The sequence below is a fragment of the Rhodospirillaceae bacterium genome, assembly GCA_028819475.1.
Classification (GTDB): Bacteria; Pseudomonadota; Alphaproteobacteria; order Bin65; family Bin65; genus Bin65.
The window spans coordinates 85,881-99,959 of the sequence record JAPPLJ010000016.1; the positions used below are offsets into that span (position 1 = coordinate 85,881).

At 68.9% G+C, this 14,079-nt stretch carries 11 protein-coding genes; 6 read left to right on the top strand and 5 right to left on the bottom strand.

The genetic code is table 11. The annotated features are described in order from the left end of the window. The first annotated feature begins 81 nt into the window (after nt 1-81). From folE to OXM58_03815, 4 genes are all read left to right on the top strand, one after another. Complete coding sequence (folE, locus tag OXM58_03800) at nt 82-687, top strand: GTP cyclohydrolase I FolE (GenBank protein MDE0147473.1); 606 nt, start codon at nt 82-84, stop codon at nt 685-687. 113 nt (nt 688-800) lie between these two features. Beyond that, nucleotides 801-2,246 carry a TrkH family potassium uptake protein gene (locus tag OXM58_03805; GenBank protein ID MDE0147474.1) on the top strand — a complete coding sequence of 482 codons (1,446 nt, stop codon included), beginning with the start codon at nt 801-803 and terminating at the stop codon, nt 2,244-2,246. Nucleotides 2,247-2,280: 34 nt separating this feature from the next. Beyond that, entirely contained in the window at nt 2,281-3,447 is a 1,167-nt protein-coding gene (gene argE / locus OXM58_03810) for an acetylornithine deacetylase (GenBank protein ID MDE0147475.1), read from the top strand. A gap of 41 nt (nt 3,448-3,488) precedes the next feature. Further along, nucleotides 3,489-4,352 (top strand): phosphosulfolactate synthase, encoded by an 864-nt coding sequence (locus OXM58_03815; GenBank protein MDE0147476.1) that lies wholly within the window; start codon nt 3,489-3,491, stop codon nt 4,350-4,352. A 43-nt stretch (nt 4,353-4,395) separates the two neighbouring features. Here OXM58_03815 and OXM58_03820 read toward each other — a convergent pair whose 3' ends face one another. The 4 genes from OXM58_03820 to OXM58_03835 form a co-directional block, all read right to left on the bottom strand. Next, a complete protein-coding gene (locus tag OXM58_03820; GenBank protein ID MDE0147477.1) occupies nt 4,396-5,397 on the bottom strand; it encodes an Hsp33 family molecular chaperone HslO in 1,002 nt (333 codons plus the stop codon). Next, nucleotides 5,394-6,395, bottom strand: coding sequence for an ornithine carbamoyltransferase (gene argF / locus OXM58_03825; GenBank protein MDE0147478.1), 1,002 nt, complete (start codon nt 6,393-6,395; stop codon nt 5,394-5,396). Before argF ends, OXM58_03820 begins: the two co-directional genes overlap by 4 nt. Continuing rightward, nucleotides 6,385-7,581 (bottom strand): aspartate aminotransferase family protein, encoded by a 1,197-nt coding sequence (locus OXM58_03830; protein ID MDE0147479.1) that lies wholly within the window; start codon nt 7,579-7,581, stop codon nt 6,385-6,387. Before OXM58_03830 ends, argF begins: the two co-directional genes overlap by 11 nt. A gap of 388 nt (nt 7,582-7,969) precedes the next feature. After that, a complete protein-coding gene (locus OXM58_03835) occupies nt 7,970-9,145 on the bottom strand; it encodes an FAD-dependent monooxygenase (GenBank protein ID MDE0147480.1) in 1,176 nt (391 codons plus the stop codon). A gap of 236 nt (nt 9,146-9,381) precedes the next feature. Here OXM58_03835 and OXM58_03840 point away from each other — a divergent pair, with 236 nt between their 5' ends. After that, complete coding sequence (locus OXM58_03840; GenBank protein MDE0147481.1) at nt 9,382-10,269, top strand: DMT family transporter; 888 nt, start codon at nt 9,382-9,384, stop codon at nt 10,267-10,269. Here the strand turns inward: OXM58_03840 and OXM58_03845 are convergent. Beyond that, nucleotides 10,263-11,441: an acyl-CoA/acyl-ACP dehydrogenase gene (locus OXM58_03845; protein MDE0147482.1), complete on the bottom strand. Its 1,179-nt coding sequence runs from the start codon at nt 11,439-11,441 to the stop codon at nt 10,263-10,265. The genes OXM58_03840 and OXM58_03845 overlap by 7 nt on opposite strands. 733 nt (nt 11,442-12,174) lie before the next feature. Between OXM58_03845 and recQ the strand changes: the two genes are divergently transcribed. Next, the gene (recQ, locus tag OXM58_03850; protein MDE0147483.1) at nt 12,175-14,025 is read left to right on the top strand and encodes a DNA helicase RecQ; all 1,851 of its coding nucleotides are present in this window, start codon (nt 12,175-12,177) and stop codon (nt 14,023-14,025) included. Nucleotides 14,026-14,079: the final 54 nt, after the last annotated feature.

Consider the following 14,079-nt stretch of genomic DNA (forward strand, 5'->3'; position numbering starts at 1 on the left):
CGCTCCACCCGCCCCCGTCGACGGCGCCGGCCGGTTGCCGCACCGCGGCGGCCGGCATGACCGCCCATCCGGGACATCGCCATGAACGACAGCTCACCCGCCGTCCGCCGCCCGTCGCGCCCGTCACGCCAGGAAGCCGAAGCGGCTGTCCGCACCCTGCTGCGCTGGACCGGCGACGACCCGGACCGCGAAGGCCTGCTCGACACGCCGTCCCGGGTGGTCCGCGCCTATGAGGAGTTTTTCTCCGGCTATGCCGTCGATCCGGTGGATTTCCTGAACCGGACCTTTTCCGAGACCGAAGGCTACGACGAGATCGTCGTGCTGCGCGATATCCGCGTCGAATCCCACTGCGAGCACCATATGGTGCCGATCATCGGCCGGGCCCATGTCGGCTATCTGCCGAAGAACCGGGTCGTCGGGATCAGCAAGATCGCCCGGCTGGTCGAAGCCTATGCCCGACGGCTGCAGATCCAGGAAAAGCTGACGGCGCAGATCGCCAACACGATGCAGGAAGTGCTCGACCCGCGCGGCGTCGCCGTCGTCATCGAGGCGTCGCACCAATGCATGACGACCCGCGGCGTGCACAAGTCGGGCGCCGCCATGGTGACGAGCCGGATGCTCGGCGCGTTCCGGGACGATCCGGCGACCCGGCGCGAATTCCTGACCATGATCGGGAACGGCAGCTAGCCCGGACGCGCTTTGCCCGCCGTGCCGGGCGGCGTATAGTCCGGCCGCACAGGCGGCTCCGGCGGGGCGAAGCGGCCGGGCCGACTTCGACCTCTTTCGAAAACGGGCTCCACGTGCTGGATCTTCGACCGGTCTTCTTCATTTGCGGCGTGCTGCTGGCGATTCTCGCCGTCATCATGCTCGTGCCTGTCGCTGCGGATCTCTCCACGCGCGACGAAGACTGGAGCGCCTTCGTCAAGGCTTCCGGGGTCACGCTGTTCGTCGGCATCTCGCTGATCCTGGCGAACCGGGCCGAGGGCTTCCGGCTCAACCTGCGCCAGGCCTTCGCCTTCACCGGGCTGAGCTGGCTGATCATTGCCGCCTTTTCGGCCCTGCCTTTCGCCTTCTCCAAGCTCGAGTTGTCCTATACCGACGCGTTCTTCGAATCGATGTCGGGCATCACGACGACAGGCGCCACGGTCATCATCGGCCTGGACAATGCGCCGCCCGGCATTCTGCTGTGGCGGTCGATCCTGCAATGGCTCGGCGGCATCGGCATCATCGTCTTCGCGCTGGCCTTCCTGCCGGTGCTGCGCGTCGGCGGCATGCAGCTGTTCCGGACCGAAGCCTTCGAGACGCCGGAGAAGGTGCTGCCGCGGGCGGCGCAGCTCGCCGCGGGGATCGGCGGCGTCTATATCGGCCTCACCTTCCTTACGGCGGTCGTGCTGTGGGGCGCGCAGATGGCGCCGTTCGATGCCGTCAACCACGCCATGACGAGCATCGCCACCGGCGGCTTTTCGACCCGCGACGCCTCGATCGGCGCCTATCCGCCGTCGATCCAGTGGATCCTGTTCGTCGCAATGATCATCGGCAGCCTGCCGTTCGTCTTCTATATCGACGCCGTGCGCGGCCGCGTCAGTCCGCTGGCCAAGGACAGCCAGGTTCGCGTCTTTCTGGGCGTTCTGGCGGTCGCGATCCTGCTGGTCTTCCTGTGGCTGGTCTTCGATCGCGGCGAGGGCATGGGCGCGGCCCTTACCAAGGCGGCGTTCAACGTGACCTCCGTCATGACCGGCACCGGCTATTCCACGGAAGGCTTCGACAAATGGGGGCCGTTCCCCTTCGCCATGTTCTTTCTGCTGATGTTCATCGGCGGCTGCGCCGGATCGACGACCTGCGGCATCAAGATCTTCCGCTTCCAGGTGGCCTATGCGGTCGGCCGGGTCCAGATTTCGCGCCTCATGCAGCCGCGCGGCGTGTTCATCCCCTATTACAACCGCCGGCCGATCACCGATGAAATTTCCCAGTCGGTCATGGGCTTCCTGCTGTTTTTCGTGTTGTCCTACGGGGTCCTGGCCCTGCTGCTCGGAATGACCGGACTGGACCCGATTACCGCCCTGTCCGGCGCGGCCAGCGCCATCGCCAATGTCGGCCCCGGCCTGGGGCCGATCATCGGGCCGGATAGCAGCTACACCGGCCTGAACGACACGGCAAAATGGCTGCTCGCGGCGGGCATGCTGATTGGCCGGCTGGAGATTTTTGCGGTATTGGTGCTGTTCCTCCCGTCCTTCTGGAAGGAATAGTCCGCTGACTGCGACCCTGGCCGAAATCCGCTCGATCCTCGAGACCATCGTCGGCTTCGATACGACGTCGTCGAAGTCCAACATGCCGATGCTCGACTGGATCCGGGATTATCTGGACGGCCTCGGCATCGAGAGCCAACTGGCGCCGGGCGCCGACCAAACCAAGGCGAACCTGTACGCGACGATCGGCGGAAACGGGGCCGCGGGCGGCGGCGTGGCCCTCTCCGGCCATACCGACGTGGTCCCCGTCGCCGGCCAGGACTGGTCGACCGACCCCTTCGAACTGACCGAACGGGACGGCAAACTCTACGGCCGGGGCACGGCGGACATGAAGGGCTTCATCGCCATCGCGCTCGCCATGGCGCCGGCCCTGAAGGCCGCAGACCTCAGGACGCCGGTCCATTTCGCCTTTTCCTTCGACGAGGAGGTCGGTTGCAAGGGCGTGCCGCATCTGATCGAGCGGCTGGGCCGGGACCTGCCGAAACCCGCGCTCGTCCTGGTCGGCGAGCCGACCTCGATGCGCGTCGTCGACGGCCACAAGGGTATCGCGGCGATGCAGACGACCGTCACCGGCCTGGAGGCCCATTCCAGCCGGCCGCACGAGGCGGTAAGCGCCGTCGTCTGCGCCCTGAGGGTCATCCGGAAAATCGAAGACATCCTGGACGGCCTGCGCCGGGCCGGGCGGACCGACGACGGTTTCACGCCGCCCTGGACGACCTTCAACATCGGCGTCATCAAGGGCGGCAGCGCGGTCAACATCGTGCCCCGCCATTGCCGGTTCGACTGGGAGTTCCGGCCGATTCCGGGCGTGCGGACGGAGGAGGTGCTGGAACCGCTGGACGACTATGTCCGCGGCGAACTGCTGCCGGAAATGCAGGCGGTGTCGCCGGACGCGACTATCGAAACCGCCGTCATGGCCCTGTCGCCGGCGATGCAGGCGGGCACCGCCTCTCCGGCGGTGGCGCTGGCGCGCAAGCTGACCGGGGCCAACCATACCGAAAAGGTCGCCTACGGCACCGAGGCCGGCCTGTTCGAGGAAGCGGACATCCCGGCTGTCGTGTGCGGCCCCGGCGACATCGCCCAGGCCCACAAGCCCGATGAATTCATCGAAATCGCCCAGCTCGAGGCCGGCGCCCGCTATGTCGCGCGGCTGGTCGAATGGGCGGCGGCGGACGGGAACACTGCCGCGCTGGCCGGTTGAGCGCGCGGCGGCTGCGCGGCTGACCCGACAGAATCCGGCCCATGCCCTCGGCGGAAAATTCTCCCGGCACCGGAGCTCCGGCGGCGCCGCAGGCGACCGAGACCGTTCTCGGCGTGCAGATGCCCGCGCGCCAGCCGAAACCGCGCAACCGCGGCCTGACCATGATGATCGACTGGGGCCTGCCGCCCCTGCACCAGGCGGATGTCGTGAAGACGGCCGGCCCGTTCATCGATATGGCGAAGATCGCCGGGAGCATCGCGGGCCTGATGGACGAAGGGATCCTGCTCGAAAAGCTGCGCCTCTACCGCGAGGCGGACATCAGCACCTCGCAGGGCGGGCTGTTCGTGGAACTGGCGGTCATGCAGGGCGGGGTGCAGGCCCTGTTCGGGAATCTGGCCCGACTCGGCTTCGACGCCGTCGAGGTTTCCGACAATCTGCTCGACTGGAGCCTCGAAGAGAAAAGGCGGGTCATCGCCTCGGCGCGCGAGGATTTCGGCTTTCGCGTTCTCGGCGAGGTCGGCAAGAAGGAAGGGACGCTCACCGACAGCGAGGTCCTGGCCGATCTCGACGCCTGTTTCGAGGCCGGCGCCGCGCTGGTGTTCCTCGAAGCCTACGAGTTCTTTTCCGGCGAGCGCATCCGGGCAGACCTGATCCAGTCGATCGCCCGGCGGTTCGGCCTCGAAAGGGTCATTTTCGAGCTGCCGGTCGTCATCCTTCCGGGCGTCAGCCGGGAGTACAAGCACAGGGTGACCGCGTGGCTGGTCGGGGAGCTCGGGACGGAGGTCAATCTCGCCAATCTCGAATGGGACGAAATCTGGATCGCCGAAATGACGCGCCGCGGCGCCGGCGGCGACACCTCCCATCCCGGCGGCGCTTACCGCCTGACCGATCCCGGCGAGTCGTGACCGCAGGGATCGAACCCGTCCTCCGGTGCCGGGCGGCGGCGTCTCAGGCCGCGCTTCTCGCTCCCGCTTCAGACCTGAGCAGGGCCAGCGCCGCCTCGTCGTAGCGCCGGGTCCGGCTGCAGAACTGGCAGGAGACGGTTACGGCGCCGTCGACAATCATCGAGTCCAGGTCGTCAGCGTCCAGCATGCGCAACGCATTCTCCGCCCGGTCGTCGGAGCAGCGGCAGCGGTCGCGCAACGGCTGCGGCCCGAAGACCCGGATGCCGTCTTCGTGGAACAGGCGGAACAGGAGGTTCGCCGGAGCGACGTCGGGGGCCAGCGCCTCGTCGTTGCGGACGGTGCCGAGCAGGATGGCGATGCGCCGCCAGTCGTCATCCCGCCGTTCCTCGTCCGCGTGGCCGCTGTCGTCCGCTTTCGGTTCCCTGCCGAAGCCGCCGGTCAGCGGCACGCGCTGGATCATCAGGGCGGAGGCCTGCCAGCCGGCGCCGCCGGGGCGGCCGACGCCGAGGCGCAGCAGGGTCTCGATCTGCTCGGACTGCCGGAAATAATGCTGGGCGCACTCGGTCAGCGTCGCCCCCGCCAGGTCCACGATGCCCTGATAGCGCTCCATGTCCGGGCCCTGGTCGACCGTGAAGGCGAGGTGGCCGGCGCCCAGGATTCGCGGCACCGGGCCGTCGGGCGCGGCCGGTCCCAGCGCGGCGTAGGCGGCGGCGTCGACCTCGGCGTAACCGCGCAGGTCGCCGTCCGAGGTGACGTCGCACACCATCATGCCGACCGGCCCGTCGCCCTTGGCCTGCAGGGTGAAGACGCCGTCGTATTTCAGCGTGCCGGCCAGCACGGCGGCAAGCGCGAGCGCCTCGCCCAGCAGGTCGGCGACCGGCGGCGGATAATCGTGGCGCGACAGGATCGCATCGATCGCGGGGCCGAGCCGGACCGCCCGGCCGCGCAGGTTGGCGCGCTCCAGCCGGAAGGGAATCAGGATATCGGTCTGCGGCCCACCCTGCAGCTCCCGGCCGGCGGACCGGGCCGAGCCGCCCTCCGTCATGGCGCCGGTTCCAGCTGGTCCGGCGCCAGCGCCCAGAGCAGGATGCCCTTCTGGGCATGCAGCCGGTTTTCCGCCTCGTCCCACACGACGGATTGCGGCCCGTCGATCACCGCGGCGGTGACCTCTTCGCCGCGATGGGCCGGCAGGCAGTGCATGAAGATCGCGTCGTCCCCGGCGCGGGCCATCATGGCGCTGTCGACCCGATAGGGCGCCAGCAGATTATGATGGTCGGCGGCGCCGGTATCGCCCATGGAAATCCAGACATCGGTTACTACGCAGTCCGCGCCCGAAACCGCCGCCACGGGATCGGCGGTCGCATGCACCCGCGCGCCGCGCGCCCTGGCCCATGCCATGACATCGGACGGCGGCGGCAGCTCCGCCGGCGTCGCCAGCCGCAATTCGAACCCGAATTGCACCGCGGCGTGGATCCAGGACGTCGCCATATTGTTGCCGTCGCCGCTCCAGGCGATCGCCCGGCCCGCGATCGGGCCGCGATGCTCCTCGAAGGTCATCACATCGGCCATGATCTGGCAGGGATGGGTGCGGTCGGTCAGCCCGTTGATCACCGGCACGTCGGCGTTGGCCGCCAGTTCGAGCAGCTTCTCTTCCCTGGTGCAGCGCAGCATGATCGCATCGACATAGCGCGAGAGCACGCGCGCCGTATCGGCCACCGTCTCGCCGCGGCCGAGCTGGCTGCTCTCCCGCTCCAGCACGATGGCGTCGCCGCCGAGCTGCCTGACCGCCTGCTCGAACGAGACGCGGGTCCGCGTGGACGGCTTCTCGAAGATCATCGCGAGCGTCTTGCCGGCCAGCGGGCGCGCCGAACGGTCGCCAGCCTGCCCGGCGGCCTTCAGGCGCTTCCCGGCCTCGACGATGCGGCGCAGATCGGCCCGCCCGACCAAGTCGAGATCGAGAAAATGCCGGGCGCCGGCGGCCGCAATCGCGGTGCGGTCCAGCCCCGGAGCAACGCCCGTGTCAGGCCCCGAATCAGGCAACATCCCGCTCTTCGGCCATCAGTTCTTCCGCCGCGGCGCGCAGCAGGGCGACGGCCTCGTCGATCTCCTCGCGTCCGATGATCAGCGGCGGCGCCATGCGCACGACATTCTCGCCCGCCGCGACCGTGAGCAGGCCGCGCTCGCGGACGAAATCCACCACCTGGCGGGTTTCCAGATTGTCGGCCAGCTTCAGGCCCGCCATCAGCCCGCGGCCCCGCGCCTCGACGTAGACCTCGGGATAATCGGCGACCAGCGCCCGCAGTTCGGCGTGCAGCGCCTCGCCCTGGACGCGGACATTTTCGAGGAAGCCGGGCGCGGTGAGCACGTCCCAGACCGCGTTGGCCACCGCCATGGCGAGCGGGTTGCCGCCATAGGTCGAGCCGTGGGTGCCGGCCGTCATGCCCTTAGCCGCCTCTTCCGTCGCCAGGCAGGCGCCGACCGGGAAGCCGCCGCCCATGCCCTTGGCGGTCGCCATGATGTCCGGTGTCATATCCGACCATTCGTGGGCGAAGAGCCTGCCGGTCCGGCCGTTGCCGCACTGGACCTCGTCGAGCATGACCAGGAGGCCGAACTCGTCGGCGGTCTCGCGGACAGCCTCGAGGAAGCCGTCCGGCGCCGGGCGGTAGCCGCCCTCGCCCTGGATCGGCTCGAACAGGATACCGCCGGTCTCGTCGTCGATGGCGTCGCGCAGCTCGTTCATGTTGCCGAAGGCGACGTGCCGGAAGCCCTGGACCGCCGGGCCGAACCCGTCGATATGGCTTTCCTGGCCGCCGGCGAAGATGGTCGCCAGCGTCCGGCCGTGGAACGCGCCCCTCATGCAGACGATCCCGGTCCTGTGCGGGTTGCCGCTCGCATGATGGTATTTGCGGATCATCTTGATGCCGAGCTCGACGGCCTCCGAGCCCGAATTGCCGAAGAAGACGGTGTCGGCGAAGGTGTCGCGCACGAACTTCTCGCCCATCTCCTGCTGGCCCGGGATGGTGAAGATGTTCGAGCAGTGCCAGAACTTCCGCCCCTGCTCGATGAGCGCCTCGACCAATGCCGGATGGCTGTGGCCCAGGCAGGTCACGGCGATGCCGCTGGCGAAGTCCAGGAATCGTCGGCCGTCGGTGCTGTAAAGGTAGGGGCCTTCACCGCGCTCGAAAGCGATATCCGTCCGCCGGTAGGTCGGCATGAGGGCCGGGATCACGATCCTGTCTCCTTCTCGGTTGGGCCGGCATCCGGTGTCTGCCGGGCGCCGGGCGGGCAAAGCCTGCCGCAAAAGCAAACGACGACGCCTCTCCCGTTCCGGAAAAACGCCGTCCGCTCATCCTGGCAGGCGATTCAACGCCGCGGGATATAAGGCGAGGCGCGAAAAAAGGCGAGTCGGCGCGATGGCGCGGCAGCAGGCGGGGCAATTTGGATTTCCAGCCCGCAATCCATCCTCCGATGCCACCCCGGATGGAGCGGAGCGGAAATCCGGGGACCAGAGTCGCCCGGCACGGCCTTGCCCTACCGCCCTGGCCCCCGGATTAAATCCGGGGCGGCATCCTTGGTTCCGTCGGCTCCCGCGGCAAGCCCCGCCTACAAGTCCCCGGCTACAACTCCACCGTCAGCGGGTTGTAGTTGTAGAGCCAGTCCGAGCGTTCCCGGTCCATGTTCCGTTCGGCGAAGGCGGCGCGCAGGGCAGCCTCGCCCGGCAGGTGGAACAGTTTCCGGTTGGCGCGGGATTCGTCGACGATGCGCCGCGCGCGCGGCTTGCGGTGGCGCTCGTACAGGGCCAGCGCATCCGCGATCGAGCCGGCCTCGGCCAGTGCCCGGGCGAGGATGGCGCCGTCTTCCACGGCGACGGCCGCGCCTTGGGCCATGTAGGGCAGCATGGGGTGGGCGGCATCGCCGAGCAGCGTGGCGCGGCCGGCGCTCCAGCGGTCGAGATGCGGGTGGACGTTGAGCGGCCAGCGGTAACAGGCGTCGCGGTCGGCGGCGTCGACGATCGTCAGGATATCCGGGTGCCAGCCCTCGAAATCGGCGCGCAATTCGGCCCAGGGCCGCTTCTGGGTCCAGGATTCCTCGATCCGTTCCTCCAGTTCGACCGCACCGACGAAGTTGAGCAGGCTGCCGCCGCGCAGGAAGTAGACCACGGCGTGCTTGTCCGGCCCGACCCAGATGGAGGACTTACCGTCCAGGAAATCCGGCGGCAGCCGTTCGACCGGCACGGTCAGGCGCCAGGCCGAGTCGCCGGTATATTCCGGCCGGTTCGCGCCGGCGATCCGGCGGCGGACGGCGGACTTGATGCCGTCGGCCCCGATCAGCAGGTCGCCGGAAATTTCCGCGCCGTCGGCCAGGATCATGGCAACACCGCCGGTGCGGTCCCGGAAGCCGGCGACCGTCGCGTTCAGGCGGATGCAGCCGGGCTTCAGCGCCTCGATCCGCGCGGCGAGGACGGCGTGGTAGTCGGCCCGGTGCAGCTGGAGATAGGGCGCGCCGTGGCGTTCGCGATGGGTCGCGGCGAGCGCCAGCGCCTGCAGGACCTCGCCGCTGTCGAACAGGCGGAACTCCGTGACCGGCGGCAGGAAGGCCATGTCCTCCAGCGCGTCGAGGACGCCGAGATGGCGCATGACATGGGTCGCGTTGGCGCTCTGCTGGATGCCGGCGCCGATCTCGCCCAGTGCCGGGGCCTGTTCGTAGATCTCCACGTCGTGCCCGGCGAGCAGCAGGCAGCCGGCCGCCGCCAGCCCGCCGATCCCGGCCCCCGCGATCAGGATCCTGGCCACGTCGCCGCGCCTCCCGAATCAGCCTCGATGTCCGCCCGCCCGACGCTCAGTAGGCCCTTGGCCGCTGACGGGCAAGGCCAGGCAAGGTAACACGCCGCATCGCCCGGTCGCGGTTATCGTTTGCCGGCCGGCCTCTTGTATCGGATGATCCGCCGCAGCCGGCGTGGCGCACCTGCGGGCCCCCGGCCTGCGCCGTCCGGCGCCCCTGCCGATGCCGATCCGGATTCTCCCGCCGTATGACTGCCGCCCCACGCCTTGCGCCGATCTTTCGGGTCGCCCTCTGGATGGTCGGCACCTTCACCTCGCTGCTCTCGATGGCGGTGGCGGGGCGGGAGCTCGCCGCGGAGATCACGATCTTCCAACTGCTGTTCTGGCGCGGCGTCGTCGGGCTGGCCGTCATCATGCTGCTGTTTCAGGTCACCGGCGGCTGGCGGCATCTGCGCACGCAGAAATTTGCCACCCACGGCGCGCGGAGCGTCGTGCATCTCGGCGCGCAATACGCCTGGTTCTACGCCATTGCCTTTATCCCGCTCGCCGAGGTGTTCGCGCTGGAATTCACGACGCCGATCTGGACCCTGATCCTGGCCGCGCTGATCCTGGGCGAGAGGATCACGGTCGTGCGCGTGGCGGCGGTCATCCTCGGCTTCGCCGGGGTGCTGATCATCCTGCGGCCCGGCATCTCGCCGGTCGGCCTGCCGCAGATCGCGGCCCTGCTGTCGGCGCTCGGATTCGCCTTCTCGACCTACGTCATGACCCGCCGGCTGATGCGCACCGATACGCCCCTGACCATGCTGTTCTGGATGGTGGCGATCCAGACGCCGCTGGCGCTGTTCGCCGGCCTCGACGCCTGGGTCTGGCCGGCGGGCTGGAGCTGGGGCTGGATCGCGGTGGTCGGCGTCGGCAGCCTGACCGCGCATTACTGCATGGCCCGCGCCCTCAGCTTGGTCGACGCCAATGTCGTCGTGCCGATGGATTTTTTCCGGCTGCCGCTCGCCGTGCTCGTCGGCTGGCTGGCCTACGCGGAGATCATCGACATCTGGGTCGCGCTCGGCGCGGTCGTCATCTTCGCCGGCAACTATCTCAACGTCCGGGCCGAGACCCGGAAGACCCGGCAGGCTCAATAGCTCTTCGGCAGGCCGAGCGCCTTTTCGGCGATGTGGCTGAGGATCAGCTCGCGCGAGACCGGCGCGATCCGGCAGATCATGACTTCGCGCAGCAGCCGCTCGACATGGAATTCCTTGGCGTAGCCCATGCCGCCATGGGCCAGCACGGCGCGCTCGCAGGCCCGGAAGCCGGCCTCGGCGCCGAGATATTTCGCGGCGTTGCACTGCGGGCCGCAGGGCTTGCCGGCGTCGTACATCCGGGCGGCATGGAGCACGGTGAGCCAGGCCGCCTCCAGTTCCGCCCAGCTTTCGGCGAGCGGGTGCTGGACCGCCTGATTCTGCCCGATCGGCCGGCCGAACACGATGCGCTCCCTGGCATAGCCCGCGGCGCGGCGCAGCGCCTGTTGGCCGATGCCGATCGCCTCGGCAGCGACCAGGCAGCGCTCGGGGTTGAGGCCGTGGAGCAGGCATTCGAAGCCCTGGCCCTCTGCCCCGATCCGGTCCTCGGCCGGCACCTTGAGCCCCTCGATGAACAGCATGTTCGAATCGACCGCCTTGCGGCCCATCTTGTCGATCTCCCGCACCTCGATCCGCTCGCGGTCCAGCTCGGTGAAGAACAGCGTCAGCCCGTCGGTCGGCCGCTTGCAGTCCTCGCGCGGCGTCGTGCGGGTGAGCAGCAGGATGCGGTCGGCAACCTGGGCGGTCGACGTCCAGATCTTCTCGCCGGAGATCGCGTAGCCGGCGTTGCTCTGCGGCCCGGTCCGCACCGCGCGGGTCCGGATGTTGGTCGTGTCCAGCCCGGCGTTCGGCTCGGTAACGGCGAAGCAGGCCCGGGTCCGGCCGGCGATCAGGTCGGGCAGCCAGCGCTGCTTCTGTTCCCCGGTGCCGAACACGACGATCGGGTGCGGCCCGAAAATGTTCATGTGGATCGACGAGCAGGCCGCCATCGCGCCCGCCGACTGCGCGACCCTGCGCATCATGACCGCCGCTTCCGCAATGCCGAGCGCCGCCCCGCCCTGGGCCTCGGGCATCGCGATGCCGAGCCAGCCGCCTTCGGCCATCGCGGCGTGGAACTCGAACGGGAAGCCGCCGTCGCGGTCGCGCTCGAGCCAGAAAGCGTCGTCGAACCGGTCGCAGATCGCGCCGACCGCGTCCTCGATCCGCTGCTGGTCCTCGGTCAGGGAATGGTCCATGGCGCGGCGAGCCTAGGGAAATCCGCCGCCGTTTCCAAGCAGCCGATGGCGCGCCCCGCGGCGGATGTCAGGAAATGTCATGAGATGTCATGATTCGTCACGGTGCCTCCCTTTTGAAATTTTCCCGTCATATCGACCGGAGCGGCCTTCACGGCCGCGGAGCGGAGATATCTTTCCGGCGCAGAGCAAGGGGTCCGAAGCGCCGTGCGGAGAGATTTCTCCGCTCGCTGCGCTTCGGTCGAAATGACGCTCGGGGTCGGGCGACGGCGGCGAGTGTCATGAAATGTCATGATTCGTCATGATCCTGCATCTCCAATCTCCTTGCCGCCCCGGCCTTGAGCCGGGGCCCAGAGTCGCCCGGCACGGCATTTGCCTGTGACTCCTGGTCCCCGGATCGTCGCTGCGCTCCGTCCGGGGTGGCACGGGGGAGTCGCGGTGAGTCCGGGATGCGTCAGGAAATGTCATGTTTCGTCATGATCGGGCTTCCGCCGGGCGGGAAGAGTACCGGTCCGGGCGGCCGGCATTATGTTCATTTAATGTTCTTTTCCACCGGGACAAGATCCGGCCATGCTGCACCGTTTCCCGATCCGGGCTGCCGTAGGTATTGTAGGGGAGGTTTGAAACCCTCCCCTACGGTCGCCACCGCACGCCTGTCTCCGCTGTTTCCAGATCCCCCGTCCGGCGCTACGGTCGCGCGCCTCCCGCCGTTTCCCGGCCGCAGCCCCAAAGCGCAATGCCCGACCTCGACGCCGCCCGCGCCATCCTGAAAGACACCTTCGGCTATGACGGCTTCCGGCCTGGCCAGGCGGAGATCGTCGCGGCGCTGATGGCGGGAGAGAATGTGCTGGCGGTGATGCCGACCGGCTCCGGCAAGTCCCTGTGCTACCAGATCCCGGCGCTCACGGGCGAAAGCCTGACCGTCGTCGTCTCGCCGCTGATCGCCCTCATGCGCGACCAGGTGGCGGCGTTACGCCTGAACGGCGTGGCGGCGGGCGCGCTCAACTCGGCGGTGCCGCGGGCCGAGGCGGCGGAGACGCACCGGCAGATGCGCGAGGGCCGCCTGCGCCTGCTCTACGTCTCGCCGGAGCGCCTGATGCAGCCGGACGTGCTGGACGGCCTCGCCCGTCTTGCGCCGGCACGCTTCGCCATCGACGAGGCGCACTGCATCTCGCAATGGGGCCACGATTTCCGGCCCGACTACCGCCGCCTCGCCGAATTGCCGGCGCATTTTCCGGACGCCCGGCTCGGCGCCTTCACGGCGACGGCGGACGCGGTCACGCGGCAGGACATCGTCGAGCGGCTGTTCGCCGGCACGGCGAAAGTGTTCGTCGCCGGCTTCGACCGGCCGAACCTTCAGATTGGCATCGCGCCCCGGAAGTCGGCGCCCCGCCAGCTCGACAGTCTGCTCGACCGCCACGCCGGCGCGTCCGGCATCGTCTACACCCTGTCGCGCAAGGCGGCGGAGCAGACGGCGGCGCGGCTTGCGGCGGCCGGACGCACGGCGCTGCCCTACCACGCCGGCATGGACCAGGCCGACCGCGACCGCCACCAGGACCGTTTCCTGACCGAAGACGGCGTCGTCATGGTCGCGACCATCGCCTTCGGCATGGGCATCGACAAGCCGGACGTCCGCTTCGTCGCCCACGTCAACATCCCGTCGACCGTCGAGGCCTATTACCAGGAGATCGGCCGCGCCGGGCGCGACGGTCTGCCGGCGGAAACCCTGATGCTCTACGGCATGGACGATATCCGGCTGCGCCGCCTGATGATCGACGATTCCGACCGGCCGGAGGAGGCCAAGCGGGTCGAACACCAGCGGCTCAACGCACTGCTCAGCCTGTGCGAGACCGCCGGCTGCCGCCGCCGGGCGCTGCTTGGCTATTTCGGCGAGGAATGCGAACCCTGCGGCAACTGCGACCGCTGTCTCGATCCGGTCGAAACCGTCGACGGCACGGTGATCGCGCAGAAAGCGCTGTCGGCGGCGCTGCGCACCGGCCAGCGCTTCGGCGCCGAGCATCTGGTCGCCGTGCTGCGCGGCGAGGCGACGGACAAGGTTCGCGACCGTGGCCATGACCGACTACCGACCTTCGGCGTCGGCGCCGATATCGGACAAACGCTCTGGCGCTCCTACCTGCGCCAGCTGGTGGCCGCGGACGTGCTGAAGGTCGATATCGGCGGCTACGGCGGCCTGCAACTGGGCGGCCGGGGCCGCGCGGTGCTCAAGGGGGCCGAGAGCGTGGCGCTGCACGGGGAAGCCGCCGGCCGCGCCACAGGCCGCAAACGCGCCGCCGCCACGGCGCTGCCGGAAAATGTCGACGAATCTCTATTCACCCGGCTCAAAGCGTTGCGGCTGGAGATTTCCCGTGCGGAAGGCGTGCGGCCTTTTCAGGTCTTTCACGACAGTCATTTGCAGGACATGGCCGCCCGCAAGCCGCAGAACCGCCATGCGCTGGCCGCCTGCCGCGGCGTCGGCGCCCGCAAGCTGGAGCGCTACGGAGACCGGTTCCTGGCCGAGATCGCGGACGCGGGCGACGCCGGCAAGCGCGATTGCGCGCCGGTCAATCCGCAACCTAATGGATGCTGAACGGGAAGTAGCGGGCGTTGATCCGCTCGTAGGTGCCGTTCGCGAGGATGGCCT